At 70.9% G+C, this 17580-nt stretch carries 19 protein-coding genes and 1 pseudogene; 16 read left to right on the top strand and 4 right to left on the bottom strand.

Going from position 1 to position 17580, the window contains the following annotated elements:
* Positions 1–2: 2 nt before the first annotated feature.
* The 3 genes from leuD (at position 3) to ACE1OC_RS12330 (ending at position 1787) form a co-directional block, all read left to right on the top strand.
* Positions 3–596: a 3-isopropylmalate dehydratase small subunit gene (gene leuD / locus ACE1OC_RS12340; protein WP_243337738.1), complete on the top strand. Its 594-nt coding sequence runs from the start codon at positions 3–5 to the stop codon at positions 594–596.
* 137 nt (positions 597–733) lie between these two features.
* Positions 734–961, top strand: a complete 228-nt coding sequence (locus ACE1OC_RS12335) for a hypothetical protein (protein WP_243337737.1) — start codon at positions 734–736, stop codon at positions 959–961.
* 145 nt (positions 962–1106) lie between these two features.
* A complete protein-coding gene (locus tag ACE1OC_RS12330; RefSeq protein ID WP_266881319.1) occupies positions 1107–1787 on the top strand; it encodes an HU family DNA-binding protein in 681 nt (226 codons plus the stop codon).
* A gap of 290 nt (positions 1788–2077) precedes the next feature.
* Here the strand turns inward: ACE1OC_RS12330 and cofC are convergent.
* Positions 2078–2683: pseudogene (cofC, locus tag ACE1OC_RS12325) on the bottom strand (2-phospho-L-lactate guanylyltransferase); the annotation flags it as partial.
* Positions 2684–2922: 239 nt separating this feature from the next.
* Between cofC and ACE1OC_RS12320 the strand changes: the two are divergent.
* From ACE1OC_RS12320 to ACE1OC_RS12310, 3 genes are read left to right on the top strand one after another with little or no spacing between them, the layout of a single operon-like run.
* Complete coding sequence (locus tag ACE1OC_RS12320) at positions 2923–3675, top strand: lysophospholipid acyltransferase family protein (protein ID WP_407837059.1); 753 nt, start codon at positions 2923–2925, stop codon at positions 3673–3675.
* On the top strand, positions 3672–4682 hold the full coding sequence (locus ACE1OC_RS12315) for an NAD(P)H-dependent glycerol-3-phosphate dehydrogenase (protein WP_250743928.1): 1011 nt from the start codon (positions 3672–3674) through the stop codon (positions 4680–4682). Before ACE1OC_RS12320 ends, ACE1OC_RS12315 begins: the two co-directional genes overlap by 4 nt.
* Positions 4683–4721: 39 nt before the next feature.
* Entirely contained in the window at positions 4722–5879 is a 1158-nt protein-coding gene (locus ACE1OC_RS12310) for a D-alanine--D-alanine ligase family protein (RefSeq protein ID WP_407837058.1), read from the top strand.
* A 135-nt stretch (positions 5880–6014) separates the two neighbouring features.
* Here the strand turns inward: ACE1OC_RS12310 and ACE1OC_RS12305 are convergent, their stop codons facing one another.
* Positions 6015–6509: a DUF3515 domain-containing protein gene (locus ACE1OC_RS12305; protein ID WP_407837057.1), complete on the bottom strand. Its 495-nt coding sequence runs from the start codon at positions 6507–6509 to the stop codon at positions 6015–6017.
* Positions 6510–6532: 23 nt separating this feature from the next.
* The gene (locus ACE1OC_RS12300; protein ID WP_214947835.1) at positions 6533–6766 is read right to left on the bottom strand and encodes an Lrp/AsnC ligand binding domain-containing protein; all 234 of its coding nucleotides are present in this window, start codon (positions 6764–6766) and stop codon (positions 6533–6535) included.
* Between the two features lie 245 nt (positions 6767–7011).
* On the opposite strand from ACE1OC_RS12300, the gene ACE1OC_RS12295 reads away from it, so the two are divergent.
* Together ACE1OC_RS12295 and thiD are read left to right on the top strand one after the other, a co-directional pair.
* A complete protein-coding gene (locus ACE1OC_RS12295) occupies positions 7012–7995 on the top strand; it encodes a thiamine-phosphate kinase (RefSeq protein WP_407837056.1) in 984 nt (327 codons plus the stop codon).
* The gene (gene thiD, locus ACE1OC_RS12290) at positions 7992–8810 is read left to right on the top strand and encodes a bifunctional hydroxymethylpyrimidine kinase/phosphomethylpyrimidine kinase (protein ID WP_407837055.1); all 819 of its coding nucleotides are present in this window, start codon (positions 7992–7994) and stop codon (positions 8808–8810) included. Before ACE1OC_RS12295 ends, thiD begins: the two co-directional genes overlap by 4 nt.
* A 195-nt stretch (positions 8811–9005) precedes the next feature.
* Here the strand turns inward: thiD and rpmB are convergent, their stop codons facing one another.
* Complete coding sequence (gene rpmB, locus ACE1OC_RS12285; RefSeq protein ID WP_073911113.1) at positions 9006–9191, bottom strand: 50S ribosomal protein L28; 186 nt, start codon at positions 9189–9191, stop codon at positions 9006–9008.
* 243 nt (positions 9192–9434) lie between these two features.
* On the opposite strand from rpmB, the gene ACE1OC_RS12280 reads away from it, so the two are divergent.
* The 8 genes from ACE1OC_RS12280 to rnc all read left to right on the top strand — a co-directional run bounded on the left by ACE1OC_RS12280 (position 9435) and on the right by rnc (position 17479).
* The gene (locus tag ACE1OC_RS12280; protein WP_407837054.1) at positions 9435–11102 is read left to right on the top strand and encodes a DAK2 domain-containing protein; all 1668 of its coding nucleotides are present in this window, start codon (positions 9435–9437) and stop codon (positions 11100–11102) included.
* Between the two features lie 26 nt (positions 11103–11128).
* A complete protein-coding gene (gene recG, locus ACE1OC_RS12275) occupies positions 11129–13351 on the top strand; it encodes an ATP-dependent DNA helicase RecG (RefSeq protein ID WP_407837053.1) in 2223 nt (740 codons plus the stop codon).
* Between the two features lie 62 nt (positions 13352–13413).
* Positions 13414–13992: a 16S rRNA (guanine(966)-N(2))-methyltransferase RsmD gene (rsmD, locus tag ACE1OC_RS12270; protein ID WP_407837052.1), complete on the top strand. Its 579-nt coding sequence runs from the start codon at positions 13414–13416 to the stop codon at positions 13990–13992.
* Between the two features lie 29 nt (positions 13993–14021).
* Complete coding sequence (coaD, locus tag ACE1OC_RS12265) at positions 14022–14501, top strand: pantetheine-phosphate adenylyltransferase (protein ID WP_266960063.1); 480 nt, start codon at positions 14022–14024, stop codon at positions 14499–14501.
* A gap of 118 nt (positions 14502–14619) precedes the next feature.
* Entirely contained in the window at positions 14620–15663 is a 1044-nt protein-coding gene (locus ACE1OC_RS12260) for a cell division initiation protein (protein WP_407837051.1), read from the top strand.
* Positions 15664–15796: 133 nt separating this feature from the next.
* Positions 15797–16462: a YceD family protein gene (locus tag ACE1OC_RS12255; protein WP_267038267.1), complete on the top strand. Its 666-nt coding sequence runs from the start codon at positions 15797–15799 to the stop codon at positions 16460–16462.
* A 2-nt stretch (positions 16463–16464) separates the two neighbouring features.
* On the top strand, positions 16465–16638 hold the full coding sequence (rpmF, locus tag ACE1OC_RS12250; RefSeq protein WP_003965982.1) for a 50S ribosomal protein L32: 174 nt from the start codon (positions 16465–16467) through the stop codon (positions 16636–16638).
* A 19-nt stretch (positions 16639–16657) separates the two neighbouring features.
* Entirely contained in the window at positions 16658–17479 is an 822-nt protein-coding gene (rnc, locus tag ACE1OC_RS12245) for a ribonuclease III (RefSeq protein WP_250743914.1), read from the top strand.
* The last annotated feature ends 101 nt before the right edge of the window (positions 17480–17580 follow it).

Genomic DNA, 17580 nt, shown 5'->3' with positions numbered 1-17580 from the left:
CGATGGAAGCCTTCACCACCCACACCGGCCGGGCCGTCCCGCTGCGCCGCAGCAACGTCGACACCGACCAGATCATCCCGGCCCACTGGCTGAAGAAGATCACGCGCGACGGTTTCGAGGACGGGCTCTTCGAGGCCTGGCGCAAGGACCCGGAGTTCATCACCAACCGCCCCGAGCGCGCCGGTGCGACCGTCCTGGTCGCCGGTCCCGACTTCGGCACCGGTTCCTCGCGCGAGCACGCCGTCTGGGCCCTGCAGAACTTCGGCTTCAAGACGGTCATCTCCTCCCGCTTCGCCGACATCTTCCGCGGCAACTCGCTGAAGAACGGTCTGCTGACCGTGGTCCTGCCGCAGGAGACCGTCGAGCAGCTGTGGAAGCTGACCGAGGCCGACCCCACCGCCGAGATCACGGTCGACCTGGTCGACCGCCAGGTCCGAGCGGAAGGCGTCGTCGCGGAGTTCGAACTCGACGACAACGCCCGCTGGCGGCTGCTGGAGGGGCTGGACGACATCTCGCTCACCCTTCAGAACGAAGCGGACATCGCCACGTACGAAAGCGTCCGACCGGCCTTCAAGCCGCGCACGATTCAGGCGTGATTCCGGCCTGAGCAGCGCTTATTCGCCTTAGGGTGATCACATAGGCAACACTGTGCCCCCTGCCATCCGGCAGGGGGCACAGTCGTGTGTTGAGGCCCCGTGAGGCGACAACTCGCCCCAGATGGCACAATCTGTGCATGGAACGCGACAGTCAACTTGAGCTCTACGGACTTGTCGCCGACCGATTGAAAGAAGCACACACAAGGGTGCGCACACTGCAAGTCCCGGAGGGCGTAAGGATGGCGCTGTCCCGGAAGCTGTTGGTCGTCACCGCCGTGGCGAAGCACGATCTCGCCGACGCGGCAAGGCGCCTGGACAGGTTGATGAAGGACCTCGACGAGGGTCGATTCCCTGAAGGCGACTGATGCGAAGGAACTCCGTAACGGCCTACAACGTTGCGGCACTAGGGTGATAAGCCCGTTTCGTGTTTGATTTGCGGTATATATCCGCCTAACGTGCGAAATAAGCTTGAACACATTCGTTCTGGCGAAGTCTCCGAAGGGGAAGACGTTGAACAAGGCGCAGCTCGTAGAAGCGATTGCCGACAAGCTGGGCGGCCGTCAGCAGGCCGCGGACGCCGTCGACGCGGTACTGGACGCCATCGTCCGCGCGACCGTCGGGGGCGACCGGGTCTCGGTCACGGGCTTCGGCTCGTTCGAGAAGGTCGACCGCCCGGCCCGCTATGCCCGTAACCCCCAGACGGGTGAGCGCGTCCGGGTCAAGAAGACCTCTGTTCCCCGCTTCCGTGCGGGTCAGGGCTTCAAGGACCTGGTCAGCGGCACCAAGAAGCTCCCCAAGGGCGGCGAGGTATCGGTGAAGAAGGCGCCCAAGGGCAGCCTCACCGGTGGCGCTTCGGCGACGGTCAAGAAGGCCGCCGCGAAGAAGGCCGCACCCGCCAAGAAGGCCGCTGCCGCCGCCAAGACCACGGTCGCGAAGAAGACCACGGCCAAGAAGGTCACCGCCACCGCCAAGAAGACGGTCGCCAAGACCGCCGTGGCGAAGAAGGCGGCACCCGCGGCGAAGAAGGCCACGGTCAAGAAGGCCGCGGCGACGGCGAAGAAGACCACCGCCACCGCGAAGAAGACCGCCCCGGCGGCCAAGAAGGCCACCGCGGCGACGAAGGCGCCCGCCAAGAAGACGGCGACGCGCAAGGCCACCGCGAAGAAGACCACCGCCCGCAAGACCAAGTAGGGCAACGAGTCACACACGCCGGGCCGGTTTCCCCACGGTGGGGAAACCGGCCCGCGGTGCGTGGGAACGCCCTGGTGGGGTGCCCGTCGTCAGAAGGTCTGCAGCGTGACCAGGGTGATCCGCAGGCCCGCGCCCTCGCCGTCCGTCTCGATCCGGACCCGCTGCCCGGGACGCAGCAGCCGCAGGCCGCCCGCGTCGAACGCCGGGGCCTCGAAGGGCACCGGGGTGCCGTCGTCCAGCAGCACACTGCCGCTGCGGGTCTGGGTGTCGTACGTGTACGCGGTCGCCTGCATACGGGCACTGTATCGGGCTGTATGGCGCCCCACGCCAAGGGCCAGGACCCTGCGCAGATCCGCCCCCGTGTCCACGTCCCGGCGGATGCTCTCGACGCCGGCGAGGGCCATTTCCACCGCGCCCGAGGCCGAATGCCGGGCCCGTGAGGGACCACCGAACGAGGGCGCCAATTCCACGTCCGGAGCAGCGGAAAGCAGGGTCGTCCCGATTCCCGCCGCATCCGCCAGAAATGCCCGGGGAAATGCCGAAGCGGTTTCGAGCACGCGTAGCAATTCGGGTGGCCGCAGCGCCGGCAGATCCGCGTTCATCGCGGCCACCGCCGCCCCGGGCCTGCCCGCCCGTATCTCCCGCGCCCCGTGGGCCAGCGCCGCGTTGAGCCCGGCCGCCGGGGAGTCCGGCACGATCCGGGCCCCCAGTCGCGCCAGTTCCGCACCGGCCGCCGGATCGTCCGTGACGACCACCACATCCGCGACCGCCGCGCAGGCCAGCGCCCCTGCGACGGTGTCCAGCGCGAACGCCAGGGCGAGCCCCGGCCGGGACCCTCCGACGGCCGGCGCGAGGCGGCTCTTGGCCACCGCGAGCGGCTTCAGCGGGACGACCAGACTCCAGACGGCGTTCGTGACGGACCCCTTCCCTCCGGCACGCTCGCGCGCCGCTCAGACCATGTGCGGGTCATGACCAGGTCATGCGGAGCCCCATTGTCACCTCATGCCGGGCCACCCGGGGCCTGGTCCGGGTGTCCGGGGCGTACGGTGTTCTCGACAGAGACCGGACCCGGGGCCACACTTGTCCGGCCCCGAGGTGCCCCAGCCGCACACCGGTCCTAGAGGAAGGTGTCCGAGTGTCCCGCCGCAGAATCGGCTTCTGGTACCGCCTTGCGGCGGCCATCGCGAAACCGCCGCTGGTAGTGCTCTTCAGGCGGGACTGGCGGGGAATGGAACACATTCCGACCGAGGGCGGATTTATCACCGCCGTCAATCACAACTCGTATCTGGACCCGCTGTCCTACGCGCACTTCCAGTACAACACCGGCAGGGTGCCCCGATTGCTCGGCAAGGCGGCCCTCTTCGAGGTCCCGATTGTCGGAGCGATCCTGCGCGGCTCCGGCCAGATCCCGGTCTACCGGGAGTCCACCAACGCCCTGGACGCATTCCGGGCCGCCGTGGACGCGATCGAGCGCGGCGAATGCGTGGCCTTTTACCCGGAAGGCACCCTCACGCGGGACCCCGACATGTGGCCGATGGCCGGCAAGACCGGCGCCGCCCGCGTGGCACTGATGACGAGGGCCCCCGTCATTCCGGTGGCCCAGTGGGGCGCGAATCTCGCGATGCCGCCCTACGCCAAGGAGAACAAGGTCAACCTGTTCCCGCGCAAAACCCTCCAGGTCCTCGCCGGACCGCCCGTGGACCTCTCCGCGTACTACGACCGGGAACCCACCCCGGACGTGCTCAGGGAGGTCACCGAGGTCATCATGGCGGCCATCACCGGGCTGCTGGAGGAACTGCGGGGCGAGAGCGCGCCCGCGCAGCCGTACGACCATCGCAACGCCAGGGCTCAGCAGCGGCGCAAGGCCGCAGGGGAGGGCAACAAGTGACACGTCCCGTGAAGGCAGCCGTATTCGGAACCGGCTCCTGGGGCACGGCCTTCGCCATGGTCCTCGCCGACGCCGGCTGCGAGGTGGTCCTCTGGGGCCGCCGCCAAGAGCTCGTCGACGCCATCAACAGCGGCCGGACCAACCCGGACTATTTCCCCGACGTCGAACTCCCCGCGAACATCCGCGCCACCACCGACCCGGCCGAGGCCGCGGCCGGCGCCGACTTCACGGTCCTCGCCGTCCCCTCGCAGACCCTGCGCGGCAACCTCGCCGCCTGGGCCCCGCTGCTGGCACCCGAGACCGTGCTCGTCTCCCTGATGAAGGGCGTCGAACTCGGCACCGCCAAGCGGATGAGCGAGGTCATCGAAGAGGTGGCCAAGGTCCCCGCCGAGCGCATCGCGATCGTCACCGGCCCCAACCTGGCCGCCGAGATCGCGGCCCGGCAGCCCGCCGCCTCCGTGGTCGCCTGCGTGGACGAGGCCGCCGCCCAGCGCCTCCAGGCCGCCTGCCACACCCCGTACTTCCGCCCGTACACGAGCACCGACGTCATCGGCTGCGAGCTCGGCGGCGCCGTCAAGAACGTCATCGGCCTCGCCGTCGGCATCGCGGACGGCATGGGCCTCGGCGACAACACCAAGGGCTCGCTCATCACCCGCGGCCTCGCCGAAGCCACCCGCCTGGGCCTGGCGATGGGCGCCGATCCGCTCACCTTCTCCGGCCTCGCGGGCCTCGGCGACCTCGTCGCCACCTGCTCCTCGCCGCTCTCCAGGAACCACACCTTCGGCACCAACCTGGGCCGCGGGATGACCCTGGAGGAGACCATCGCGGTCACCAAGCAGACCGCCGAAGGCGTCAAGTCCTGCCAGTCCGTGGCCGATCTGGCCCGCCGCCACGGAGTGGACATGCCGATCACCGACACGGTCGTCGACATCGTCCACCACGGCAAGCCCACCCTGGTCGCGCTCAAGGAACTCATGGGACGCAGCGCCAAACCGGAACGGCGCTGACTGCTTTCCGGACGCGTGAGCGGGTACCCTCGTGGCGATATGAGCAGCGAGAACCTCCCCCAGACCCCTGAGCAGCAGGGCCGCAAGCCCCGCGTGGCCGTCGTGTTCGGCGGCCGCAGCTCGGAACACGCCATTTCGGTCGTCACCGCGGGCGCCGTCCTGCGCTCCATCGACCGCTCCAAGTACGAGGTGCTGCCCATCGGCATCACCACGGACGGCCGGTGGGCGCTGACCGCCGACGAGCCCGCCCGGATGGCCATCTCCGGCGGCGAGCTCCCCAACGTGGGGCAGCTCGCCGAATCCGAGGACGGCGCCGTCGTGCTCTCCGTCGACCCGGCCAGCCGCGAGGTCGTCTACACCGAGCCGGGCGCCGTCCCCAAGGCGCTGGGCGAGGTCGACGTGGTCTTCCCCGTCCTGCACGGCCCGTACGGCGAGGACGGCACCCTCCAGGGCCTCCTGGAGCTCTCCGGCATCCCGTACGTCGGCTCGGGCGTCCTCGCCTCGGCCGTCGGCCAGGACAAGGACTACATGAAGCGGGTCTTCACGTCCTTCGGGCTGCGCGTCGGCCCGTACGTGACCATCCGCCCCCGCGAGTGGGAGAACGACCGCGAGGGCGCCCTCGCCCGGATCGCGGACTTCGCCGGCGAGCACGGCTGGCCGCTGTTCATCAAGCCCGCCCGCGCCGGATCCTCGATCGGCATCACCAAGGTCGACGAGCCCTCCGCCCTGGACGCCGCGATCCGCGAGGCCCGCCGCCACGACCCGAAGATCATCGTGGAGGCGCTGCTGCGCGGCCGCGAGATCGAGGTCGGGGTCCTGGAGTTCGAGGACGGTCCGCGCGCGAGCGTGCCCGCCGAGATCCCGCCGGTCTCCAGCCACGACTTCTACGACTTCGAGGCCAAGTACATCGACTCCGCCTCCGGACTCGTGCCCGCCCCGCTCACCCCGGAGCAGACCGCCGAAGTCCGGAAGCTCGCGATCGAGGCCTTCGACGCCGCGTCCTGCGAGGGCCTGGTGCGCGCCGACTTCTTCCTCACCGAGAACGGCGAGTTCGTCATCAACGAGATCAACACGATGCCGGGCTTCACCCCGATCTCCATGTACCCGCGGATGTGGCAGGAGTCGGGCATCGAGTACCCGGAGCTGGTGGACCGCCTGATCCAGGCCGCCCTGCGCCGCTCCACCGGACTGCGCTGACCCCGTAGCGAACCCCGCCACGAAGCTCCGTACGCGGAAGAGGACCGCCCGCCGCCCCTCGCACGAGGAGGGCGGCGGGCGGTCCTCTTCCGCGCGGGCGGGCCGGGGAGGCCGACGAGAGGGCCGGTACGGGGGTCAGTACGAGGAGACGCCCACCGGAACGGTCTTGGCGATCGAGGCGGACAGGCCCACCAGCATCCCCGCATCCGTGGCATGCTCCTTGTCGACCCGGACCTCCGTGTACGCCAGCCGACTCCCGGTGGTGAACCGGAAGCCGCCGTCGTCCAGCTTTTCCAGGAGCCAGCCGACACCGTTCACGTCGACGCCCTCCGCCTTGTCGTCCAGCATCTTGGCGGGCCTGGGGATACCGCACCGCAGTACGATCGCCGAGCCACCCCACGCGGCGGTCAGGTCCGACTCCGGCAGCGCCGGGGTCCGGGCCAGCGAGGCCACCGTTTCCGGGAGCTCTTTGTGCAGCGCCGCACAGAGACCCGCGACGTCGGCGGGCGGAGCGGACGGCGGATCAACCCGTGCCTCGGAATCACCCGGGGAACAGCCCACGAGGGCCGCCGAGGCGGCCAGCGCGGTCAGTGCGGCGAGCAGAGAGAAGGGCCGGCGGTGTCGTGACATCACCGGCCAAGAGTAGACGGGGGCTACAGATGGACGACCGGGCAGGTCAAGGTGCGGGTGATCCCCTCCACCTGCTGGACCTTGGCCACGACCATGCGGCCGAGCTCGTCCACGGTGTCGGCCTGGGCGCGCACGATCACGTCGTACGGGCCGGTCACGTCCTCGGCCTGGATCACCCCCGCGATCTGCGCGATGGACTCGGCGACGAACGACGCCTTGCCCACCTCGGTCTGGATGAGGATGTACGCCTGTACCACGGAACCTCCAGGGCGGCCACGAGGATCATTTCCCCTACCCTTCGGGTGGGCCCGGGGATGACGGGTGGGCCCGGGGAAGAAGGGACGCCACGGTACCGCGTTGCCGAGCGCCGCGGGGAGACCCGCGGGTCCGGCGGCGCGCAGATCGGGGCGTACGGAGAGCAGAAGTTGACGTATCTGTTGACGGTACCCAGAGCTGTGACGGCTCGCGACCGCAAGCGGACTGGGCAAGAAGGGGCACAGCGATGAAGGGCACTGTGGGCGAGCTGGGGGAGTTCGGGCTCATTCGGGAGCTCACCTCACGGCTCACCACCACCCCGGCGGTCCGGGTCGGCCCCGGCGACGACGCCGCGGTGGTGTCGGCCCCCGACCGGCGGGTCGTGGCGAGCACGGACATCCTGCTGGAGGGCAGGCACTTCCGGCGCGACTGGTCCACGGCCTACGACGTCGGCCGCAAGGCCGCCGCACAGAACCTCGCGGACATCGCCGCCATGGGCGCGGTGCCGACGGCGCTGCTGCTCGGCCTCGTCGTCCCGGCGGAGCTGCCGGCCACCTGGCCCACCGAGCTGATGGACGGCATCCGCGACGAATGCCAGGTCGCCGGTGCGGCCGTGGTCGGCGGCGACGTGGTCCGCGGCGACATCATCACCGTGGCCATCACGGCCCTCGGCGACCTGCGCAACCACGAACCCGTGCTGCGCTCCGGCGCCCAGCCCGGCGACGTCGTGGCCGTGACCGGCTGGCTCGGCTGGTCCGCGGCGGGCTTCGCCGTGCTCTCGCGGGGCTTCCGCTCGCCGCGGGCCTTCGTCGAGGCCCACCGGCGCCCCGAGCCGCCCTACCACGCGGGCCCCGCGGCCGCCGGACTCGGCGCCACCGCCATGACCGACGTCAGCGACGGCCTGATCGCCGACCTCGGGCACATCGCCGAGGCCAGCAAGGTACGGATCGACCTGCGCTCGGCGGCCGTCGACATCCCGACGCAGATGCACGACATCGGCCAGGCCGTCGGCGTGGACCCGCTCCAGTGGGTCCTCACCGGGGGAGAGGACCACGCGATCGTCGCCACCTTCCCGCCGGACGTGAAGCTCCCGGCCCGCTGGAAGGTCATCGGCGAGGTCCAGAACCGCTCCGCGCTGCCCCAGGTGACCGTCGACGGCGCCCCCTGGGCCTCCACCGGCGGATGGGACCACTTCGGCGGCGACACGGCCGCGGAGGACGTCCCGCGATGAGCGGACCCCACATACCCCGCGCGCATCCGCCGCTGTGCCTGACCGTCGCCGGATCCGACTCCGGCGGCGGCGCCGGCATCCAGGCCGACCTCAAGACCATGCTGGCGCTCGGGGTCCACGGGATGAGCGTGGTGACCGCTGTGACCGCGCAGAACTCGCTGGGCGTCAAAGGCGTCTGGGAACTGCCCGCGGAGGCCGTGAAGGGCCAGTACAGGGCCGTGGTGGACGATATCGGCGTCCAGGCCGTGAAAACGGGAATGCTGTCCTCCGCCGCCCTCGTGGAGACCGTGGCCGAGCTGCTCGCCGCCACCGCCGCCCCGGCCGTCGTGGACCCGGTCGGCGTCTCCAAGCACGGGGACGCGCTCCTCGCCGCCACCGCGCTGGACGCCGTACGGGGAGAACTGCTGCCCCGGGCCACGGTCGCCACCCCGAACCTGGACGAGGTGACCCAGCTCACCGGAGTCGTCGTGGAGACCGAGGACGACATGCGCCGGGCCGCCGACGCGGTCCTCGCGTACGGGCCCGCCTGGGCGCTGATCAAGGGCGGCCACCTCGCCGCCCACGGGGACGAGGCCGTGGACCTCCTGACGGACGGCACCGACGAACGCTGGCTGCGCGCCCCCCGCCACGACAACCGGCACACCCACGGCACCGGCTGCACGCTCGCCAGCGCGATCGCGGCGGGCCTGGCCAAGGGTAGGACCGTCCCGGAGGCCGTCACCGAGGCCAAGGAGTACGTCACCGGCGCCATCGCCGCCGGGTTCGCCCTGGGCGCGGGCATCGGACCGGTGGACCACGCGTGGCGGTGGCGCTGAAACGCGCGCGCCGAAGCGCCCGGCCCGAAGCGCCCGGGCCGAAACGCCTGTAGGGCCTGCTCCGTCCCGCGGATTCACGGGACGGAGCAGGCCCTACAGGTTTGATCTTGTTCGATCAGGCAAAGCAAGAGGCCGGTCCACCAGGTGGACCGGCCTTCTCAGCAACCGGAAAGGGCTGCGCTACGACGGAAGGCGTCAGCGCGAGACCTTGCCGGCCTTGATGCACGAGGTGCAGGCGTTGAGGCGCTTCGGCGTCCCATTGACCACGGCACGGACGCGCTGGATGTTCGGGTTCCAGCGACGCGAGGTGCGGCGGTGCGAGTGGGAAATGCTGTTGCCGAAGCTCGGCCCCTTGGCGCAAACGTCGCAGTTGGCAGCCACAGGTCACTCCAAAGACTTCAGATGCACTTACAGTGAATCCCGGCGCACCGGTATCAGGGATCTGAAGTGGTTTGCCGGGGGGAATGGCCCGACTCTCATCGGGCAACCGGAGCAGCATACAACGCCTGCCTCGGTCCAAGAAAACTACCATGTCCACGGCCGCCCCCGCCCCGGGGTCCCGTCGGCCCGGCAGTCCTTCGTTACCCTGCGGTGAACCCTGGCCCGCACAAGGAGGAACGCCCGGTGGCGCACCAGCCTCAGCCGTACCCCCTGACCGCCGAAGCGGTACGCACCTGGAGCTCGCTGGCCCTGGCCGCACTGGGCCGGGCCCGCGAGGACATCGACGCGATCAACGTCTATCCCGTCGCCGACGCGGACACCGGCACCAACCTCTACCTGACCGCCGAATCGGCCGACCGCGAGCTCGGGGACCTCCTCGCCGGAGTGACCGACGGCACAGCCGGAACCTCCCTCCCCGAGGCCGTACGGGCCTTCGCGCACGGCGCCCTGATAGGCGCCCGGGGCAACTCCGGGACGATCCTCGCGCAGCTGCTGCGCGGAGTGGCCGACGTACTCGGCGAGGAGCCCGACGGACCCGGCGGGCCCGAGGGGCGCGACCCCGCGCGGCTGCTCGCGCAGGCGCTGACCCGGGCCGCCGAGGAGGCCTACCGGGCCGTCGCGCACCCGGTGGAGGGCACCATGCTCACCGTCGCCACCGCCGCCGCCCGGGCCGCCGAAACTGCCGCCCGGGCCGCCGGGACCGCCGCCGACGTGGCCGGGGCCGCCTACGACGGAGCCCGCGCGGCCCTCGCCGAAACCCCGGGGCAGCTGGCCGCGCTCGGGCGGGCCGGAGTGGTCGACGCCGGGGGCTGCGGACTGGTCGCCGTACTCGGGGCCCTGTGGCAGGCGCTGTCCGGGCGGGAGCCCGCGCCCGAACCGGTACGCGGCCGGGCCGTGCCCGTACCGAGGCCGCCGGAGCCCTGCGCCGAGGAGGAGCGGGACGGCGGACCCGCCTACGAGGTGATCTACCTGCTGGAGGCCGCCGAGACGGAGGTCGACCGGCTGCGCACCCGGCTCGACGCCCTCGGTGACTCCCTCGTGGTGGTCGGCGGCGACGGGCTGTGGAACGTCCACGTCCACGTCGACGACCCCGGCGCGGCCGTGGAGGCCGCCGTGGTCGCCGGGCGGCCGTACCGGATCCGCATCACGCACTTCGGCGACGAACGCCGCCGGGCCCGCGGCGAGCGCTCCCAGCGCGCGGTCGTCGCCGTGGTCCAGGGCGAGGGGCTGGCCGGGCTCTGCGGAGAGGCGGGCGCCACCACCCTGCTCGCCCGGCCCGGGGAACCGCCGGCCGTCGCCGAACTGGCCGACGCCATCCGCGAGGCGCACGCCCGCGAGGTCGTCCTGCTCCCGAACGGCGCCGAACTGCGCGCGGTCGCCGCGGCCGCCGCCCGGCAGGCGCGCGCCGAAGGCGTACGGGTCGCAGTGATCCCCACCCGTTCCGAGGTCCAGGGCCTGGCCGCGCTCGCCGTGCACGACCCGGAAGGCACCTTCGACGAGGACGTGGTCGCCATGACGGCGGCCGCCGGAGCCACCCGCTACGGCGAACTCGCCGTCGCCGAACGGCAGTCCTTCACCTCGGCCGGCATCTGCCAGGCCGGCGACGTGCTCGGGCTCATCGACGGCGACGTGGCCGTCATCGGCACGGGCCTGGCCGAGACCGCCGAGGCCGTCCTGGCCCGCATGCTCGGATCGGGCGGCGAACTGGTCACCCTCGTCCTGGGCCCCGAGGTGCCGGACGAGCTGGCCGAGCGCCTGGAGGCGTACGTCCAGCACGGCCACCTCGCCGTGGACACCGTCACCTACCAGGGCGGCCGCTGGTCCGCCCCACTGCTCATCGGGGTGGAATAGCCGGGTTGTCGGCCCCATGGTGTGCAATGGAACACGTGCCCGCGCTCGACGAAGACCTCAAGAAGACCCTCGGCCCCGCCACCGCGAAGGTGCTGGCCGAGCAGCTCGGCCTGCACACGGCCCTGGACCTGCTCCACCACTACCCCCGGCGGTACGCGGAGCGGGGCGAGCTGACCTCGCTGGCCGAACTCGCCGACCAGATCGACGAACATGTCACGGTGGTCGCCCAGGTCGCCGACGCGCGGCTGCTGACGTACCAGGGCAGCCGGGGCGGCGGAAAGCGCCTCGAAGTCACCATCACCGACGGCAGCGGACGGCTCCAGCTCGTCTTCTTCGGCTCCGGCGTCCACAAACCGCACAAGGAACTGCTGCCCGGCAGCCGCGCGATGTTCGCGGGCAAGGTCGGCATGTTCAACCACAAGCTCCAGCTCTCCCACCCCGCCTACGAGCCCCTCGGCGCGGACGCCTCCGACCGGGACGCGGCCGCCGCGTTCGCGAGCCAGCTCATCCCGATCTACCCGGCCTGCGCGAAGCTGGAGTCCTGGAAGATCGCCAAGTGCGTGGACGCGGTGCTCCCCACGGCCCAGGAGGTCGTCGATCCGCTGCCGCCGGCCCTGCGCGAGGACCGCGGACTGGTCCCGCTCACCGAGGCCCTGCTGAAGATCCACCGCCCGGTCACCAAGGCCGACATCGAGGACGCCCGCGGCCGCCTCAAATGGGACGAGGCCTTCGTCCTCCAGGTCGCCCTGGCCCGCCGCCGGCACGCCGACTCCCAGCTCCCGGCCGTACCCCGCCGCCCCACGCCCGGCGGCCTCCTCGAATCCTTCGACGCCAAGCTCCCCTTCACCCTCACCGAAGGCCAGCAGACCGTCTCCAAGGAGATCTTCGACGACCTCGCCACCGACCACCCCATGCACCGCCTCCTCCAGGGCGAGGTCGGAAGCGGGAAGACCATGGTCGCCCTGCGGGCCATGCTCGCCGTCGTCGACTCCGGCGGGCAGGCCGCCATGCTCGCCCCCACCGAGGTGCTCGCGCAGCAGCACCACCGGTCCATCACCGAGATGATGGGCGAGCTCGCCGAGGGCGGCATGCTCGGCGGCTCCGACCGGGGGACCAAAGTGGTCCTGCTCACCGGCTCGATGGGGGTGCCCGCCCGCCGTCAGGCGCTGCTCGACCTGATCACCGGCGAGGCCGGCCTCGTGATCGGCACGCACGCGCTGATCGAGGACAAGGTGCAGTTCCACGACCTCGGCCTGGTCGTCGTCGACGAGCAGCACCGCTTCGGCGTGGAACAGCGCGACGCCCTGCGCTCCAAGGGCAAGCAGCCCCCGCACCTGCTCGTCATGACCGCCACCCCGATCCCGCGCACGGTCGCCATGACCGTCTTCGGCGATCTGGAGACCTCCGTACTGGACCAGCTCCCCGCCGGCCGCTCCCCGATCGCCACCCACGTGGTGCCCGCCAAGGACAAGCCGCACTTCCTGGCCCGGGCCTGGGAGCGGGTCCGCGAGGAAGTGGAGAACGGACACCAGGCGTACGTGGTCTGCCCGCGCATCGGCGACGGGGAGGACGAGAACGGCAAGGGAGCCAAGGGCGCCAAGAAGAAGGCGGCGGCCGAGGAGGACGGTGACAGGCGGCCCCCGCTCGCGGTGCTGGAGATCGCAGAGCAGCTCACCCGGGGCCCCCTCGCCGGACTGTCCGTCGAGGTGCTGCACGGGCGGATGGACCCCGCCGACAAGGACGACGTGATGCGCCGCTTCACCGCGGGCGAGGTCAAGGTGCTGGTCGCCACCACCGTCATCGAGGTCGGCGTGAACGTCCCCAACTCCACCGTCATGGTCATCATGGACGCGGACCGCTTCGGCGTCTCCCAGCTCCACCAGCTCCGCGGCCGCGTCGGCCGCGGCTCCGCCCCCGGACTGTGCCTGCTGGTCAGCGAGATGCACGAAGCCAGCCCCGCCCGCGCCCGGCTCGCGGCCGTCGCCGCCACCCTGGACGGCTTCGAGCTCTCCCGCATCGACCTGGAGCAGCGCCGCGAGGGCGATGTGCTCGGCCAGGCCCAGTCCGGTGTCCGCTCCTCGCTGCGGATGCTCGCGGTGATCGAGGACGAGGAGGTCATCACCCAGGCCCGGGAGGAGGCCACCCGCGTGGTCGCCGCCGATCCCGAGCTCGCGGAGCTGCCGGGCCTGCGGACCGCCCTGGACGCCCTGCTGGACACCGAGCGGGAGCAGTACCTGGAGAAGGGGTGACGGGCACGACCTATCGTTGGAGGCCTGCACCATCCTCCGCCCCGCTCACCGAAGGACCCCAGATGACCCGCGTGATCGCCGGAAGCGCAGGCGGGCGACGCCTCGTCGTACCGCCCGGCACCGGCACCCGCCCGACCTCGGACCGGATGCGCGAAGGCCTCTTCTCCACCTGGGAGTCGCTGCACGGAGTCGAGGGCGCCCGTGTCCTCGACCTCTACGCCGGTTCCGGCGCCGTCGGCCTGGAGGCGCTCTCCCGCGGCGCGGGCCACGCACTGCTGGTCGAGCCCGACGCCAAGGCCGCCAAGGCGATCAAGGAAAACATCGCGTCGGTCGGCCTGCCCGGCGCCGAATTCCGGTCCGGCAAGGCCGAGCAGATCGCGGCCGGCGCCGCGCACGGGGACCCGTACGACGTGGTCTTCCTGGACCCGCCGTACGAGGTGGAGCACGCCCACCTGTGCGAGATCCTCCTCACACTCCGGTCCAATGGCTGGCTCACCGACGACGCGCTCGTCACCGTGGAGCGCAGGACCCGCAGCGGGGCCTTCCCGTGGCCGGACGGCTTCGAGCCGCTGCGCTCCAGGAAGTACGGCGAGGGCACCCTTTGGTACGGTCGCGCCGCTTCCATCAGCGAAGAGTCATGAAGCCCGCACCCGGGAACGAGGGAATGCAGTTGCGCCGCGCCGTCTGTCCGGGGTCGTTCGACCCCATCACCAACGGACACCTCGACATCATCGGCAGGGCCTCCCGGCTCTACGACGTGGTCCACGTCGCCGTGATGATCAACCAGTCCAAGCAGGGGCTCTTCACCGTCGAGGAGCGGATCGAGCTGATCCGCGAGGCGACCGCCGGCTACGGCAACATCGTGGTCGAGTCCTTCCACGGGCTCCTCGTGGACTTCTGCAAGCAGCGGGAGATCCCGGCCATCGTCAAGGGCCTGCGCGCCGTCAGCGACTTCGACTACGAGTTGCAGATGGCCCAGATGAACATGGGCCTGTCGGGCGTCGAGACGCTCTTCGTCCCGACCAACCCCACCTACAGCTTCCTGTCCTCCTCCCTGGTCAAGGAGGTGGCGGCCTGGGGCGGCGACGTCGCCCACCTGCTGCCCGCGCACGTGCACGCCGCGCTGCTGGAGCGCCTGGCCGAGCGCTGACCCCGCCCGCCGGCGCCCGCTGACCGGGAGTCAGCCGGTGTCGGCTCCCGGGCCGGTGGCCTTACAGTCGTCCCGTCCGTCTCGGGAACCGCCCGGGGCCGAGAGAGTGCGAGCACCCATGGACGTGCAGAAGAAGCTCGACGAGATCGTCGCGGCCGTCGGCAGCGCCCGGTCCATGCCCATGTCGGCCTCGTGCGTGATCAACCGCGCCGAGCTGCTCGCCCAGCTCGAAGAGGTCCGCAAGGCACTGCCGGGCTCGCTCGCACAGGCCCAGGAGCTCATCGGCGGCCGGGAGCAGATGGTCGAGGAGGCCCGCCGCGAGGCCGACCGGATCATCGAGTCGGCGCACGCCCAGCGCGGTTCGCTGATCTCCGACACCGAGGTCGCGCGGCGCTCCCAGGACGAGGCGGACCGGATCCTGGCGGAGGCCCGCCGCGAGGCGGACGAGGTCAAGGCCGAGGCCGACGACTACGTCGACAGCAAGCTCGCGAACTTCGAGGTCGTGCTCACCAAGACCATCGGCTCGGTGGACCGGGGCCGCGAGAAGCTGCTCGGCCGCGGGCCCGGGCTGGACGACCAGGGCTACCCGGACGCCGAGGCGCCCGAGCGCAGCCACGACCCGCAGACGCAGCGGGAGCAGGCCGACGCCTACGTGGACACCAAGCTGGCGACCTTCGAAGCAGTGCTCTCCAAGACCCTGGAGGCCGTCGGCCGGGGCCGCCAGAAGCTCCTCGGCCGTGTGGCCACGGACGACCTCGGCGCGCACATGGCGGCCCAGGACGCGGCGGGCCACCAGCAGTCGCGCTCCTCGAGCGACGCGGACTTCCTGGCGGGGCTGGCCGAGCCGCAGGCGCCGCTGATCCCCGCACAGGCCCAGGCCCAGCAGGAGCCGCAGCCCTCGTACGACGCCTATGCCTACCAGCAGCCCGTCCAGCAGGACGCCTACGCCTACCAGGACCCCTACGCGGGCTACCAGCAGGTCCAGCAGCAGCCCGACCCGTACGCGGTCTCGTACGAGCAGCAGCAGCCCGACCCGTACGGCGGCTACCAGCAGCCCCAGCAGGGCACGCACGACCAGCAGGCGGCGCTCGACGAGACCAGCTTCTTCGACACGAGCATGATCAATCTGGACCAGCTGCGCCAGTACGAACAGGGCCGCTGAGCTCGCCGCGGACCTGGATTGGGCTCAGAGCGAAGCGGCGGGTATCCTGGCTCTTCGGTCGCGCGTATGCACCGCGATCCATGCTGCCCCTGAGTGGCGGAAACCTTGATTTTCAGCAGTCTCCAGTGATTTTGTGAAAGCGGGAACAGCCCTGAACACCCACCTCGACCACCGCAACCCCCTCGTGTTCGACACGCACGAGCTGGGTCGGCGTCCTGGTGCCATGCTGCGGCTGTCCCGTGAGATCGCTGCACCGGCGGACCTCGGTCTCGCCGGTGTCATCGGAGTGCCCCAGGGCAACCCGCTGAACCTCAAGCTCCGCCTGGAGTCGGTCATGGAAGGGGTGCTTGTCACAGGCACCGTCCGTGGCTGGGCGACCGGGGAGTGCGTAAGGTGTCTGGAGGCCGTCGAGCGCGAGCTCAAGGCGGAGTTCCAGGAGATGTTCTCGTACCCTGACGCCGACGACCGGATCCGCTCCAAGGCGGAGCCGGCCGACGACGCCGAGGACGACGAGGACACGCTCTTTCTCGAGGACGGTTTGTTCGACCTCGAATCCGTGCTGCGCGACGTGGTGGTGCTCGCACTGCCGCTGCAGCCGGTGTGCCGGGAGGACTGTCTCGGACTGTGCCCCGATTGCGGGCTCAGCCTGAACGACGACCCGGACCACCACCATGACGCCGTCGACATCCGTTGGGCGGCATTGCAGGGACTCGTCACCGATCAGGGCGTCGAGAAGGACAATATGAGCGGCACTGCCTCCGACGGAGTTCAGAGCGCCGCCGAGAAGCAGGAGAAGTAGCCGTGGCTGTTCCGAAGCGGAAGATGTCGCGCAGCAACACGCGCCACCGCCGGTCGCAGTGGAAGGCTGCGGTCCCCACCCTGGTTTCGTGTGAGCGTTGCCAGGAGCCGAAGCTCCAGCACATTGCGTGCCCGAGCTGCGGCACCTACAACAAGCGCCAGGTCCTCGAGGTCTGAGCGGCTGGTGAGAGGCGCAATGTCTGAGCTGTCCAACGCTGAGAAGCAGGCAGTCAGTAACAACGCGGCCTCGTCCCACGTGCTTCTGGAAGGGCGGCTCGGGTATCGACTCGAGTCCGCCCTTCTGGTGCGTGCGCTGACCCACCGCTCGTACGCGTACGAGAACGGCGGTCTGCCCACCAACGAACGCCTGGAGTTCCTCGGGGACTCCGTGCTGGGCCTGGTGGTCACGGACACGCTGTACACGACCCACCCCGACCTGCCTGAAGGCCAACTGGCCAAACTGCGGGCCGCGGTAGTCAACTCGCGTGCACTGGCGGAGGTCAGCCGTGGCCTCGAACTCGGCTCCTTCATCCGGCTCGGCCGGGGTGAAGAGGGCACGGGTGGCCGGGACAAGGCCTCCATCCTCGCCGACACCCTTGAAGCGGTGATCGGCGCGGTCTACCTCGATCAGGGTCTCGACGCGGCCTCGGAGCTGGTTCACCGGCTCTTCGACCCGCTCATCGACAGGTCCTCGAACCTCGGCGCCGGCCTGGACTGGAAGACCAGTCTCCAGGAGCTCACGGCCGCCGAAGGTCTCGGGGTGCCCGAATACCTGGTCACCGAGACCGGCCCGGACCACGAGAAGACCTTCACCGCCGCCGCGCGCGTCGGTGGGACCTCTTACGGCACCGGTGTCGGGCGCAGCAAGAAGGAAGCGGAACAGCAGGCGGCCGAGTCCGCGTGGCGCGGTATCAGCACCGCGGCGGACAAGCGGATCGCGGCTCCGGCCGGGACCGCGGCCACTCCGGCCGAGGACGACGGGGCGACGACCCCCGCCGACCCGGCGCCGGACGCCTGACCCGTTCTTCCGGGAACTCCCCGCCCCGTCATCTGCTCCGGCAGGTGGCGGGGCGGACCCGTTTCCGGGAGCCGGAGGGCACCGCTCCGCCCCGGACATCC

The sequence above is a fragment of the Streptomyces stoeckheimensis genome, assembly GCF_045822005.1.
Taxonomy (GTDB): Bacteria; Actinomycetota; Actinomycetes; order Streptomycetales; family Streptomycetaceae; genus Streptomyces; species Streptomyces stoeckheimensis.
Note: the sequence above shows the minus strand (reverse complement) of the source record. Positions and strands in the feature narration are given on the sequence as shown.

Bases quoted from the DNA above. Each gene is read 5' to 3' on its own strand.
- rnc (WP_250743914.1), top strand. From the start codon at position 16,658: ATGTCTGAGCTGTCCAACGCTGAGAAGCAGGCAGTCAGTAACAACGCG.
- recG (WP_407837053.1), top strand. From the start codon at position 11,129: ATGGAACACGTGCCCGCGCTCGACGAAGACCTCAAGAAGACCCTCGGC.
- rsmD (WP_407837052.1), top strand. From the start codon at position 13,414: ATGACCCGCGTGATCGCCGGAAGCGCAGGCGGGCGACGCCTCGTCGTA.
- ACE1OC_RS12295 (WP_407837056.1), top strand. From the start codon at position 7,012: ATGAAGGGCACTGTGGGCGAGCTGGGGGAGTTCGGGCTCATTCGGGAG.
- leuD (WP_243337738.1), top strand. From the start codon at position 3: ATGGAAGCCTTCACCACCCACACCGGCCGGGCCGTCCCGCTGCGCCGC.
- ACE1OC_RS12305 (WP_407837057.1), bottom strand. From the start codon at position 6,509: ATGTCACGACACCGCCGGCCCTTCTCTCTGCTCGCCGCACTGACCGCG.
- ACE1OC_RS12260 (WP_407837051.1), top strand. From the start codon at position 14,620: ATGGACGTGCAGAAGAAGCTCGACGAGATCGTCGCGGCCGTCGGCAGC.
- ACE1OC_RS12310 (WP_407837058.1), top strand. From the start codon at position 4,722: ATGAGCAGCGAGAACCTCCCCCAGACCCCTGAGCAGCAGGGCCGCAAG.
- thiD (WP_407837055.1), top strand. From the start codon at position 7,992: ATGAGCGGACCCCACATACCCCGCGCGCATCCGCCGCTGTGCCTGACC.
- ACE1OC_RS12335 (WP_243337737.1), top strand. From the start codon at position 734: ATGGAACGCGACAGTCAACTTGAGCTCTACGGACTTGTCGCCGACCGA.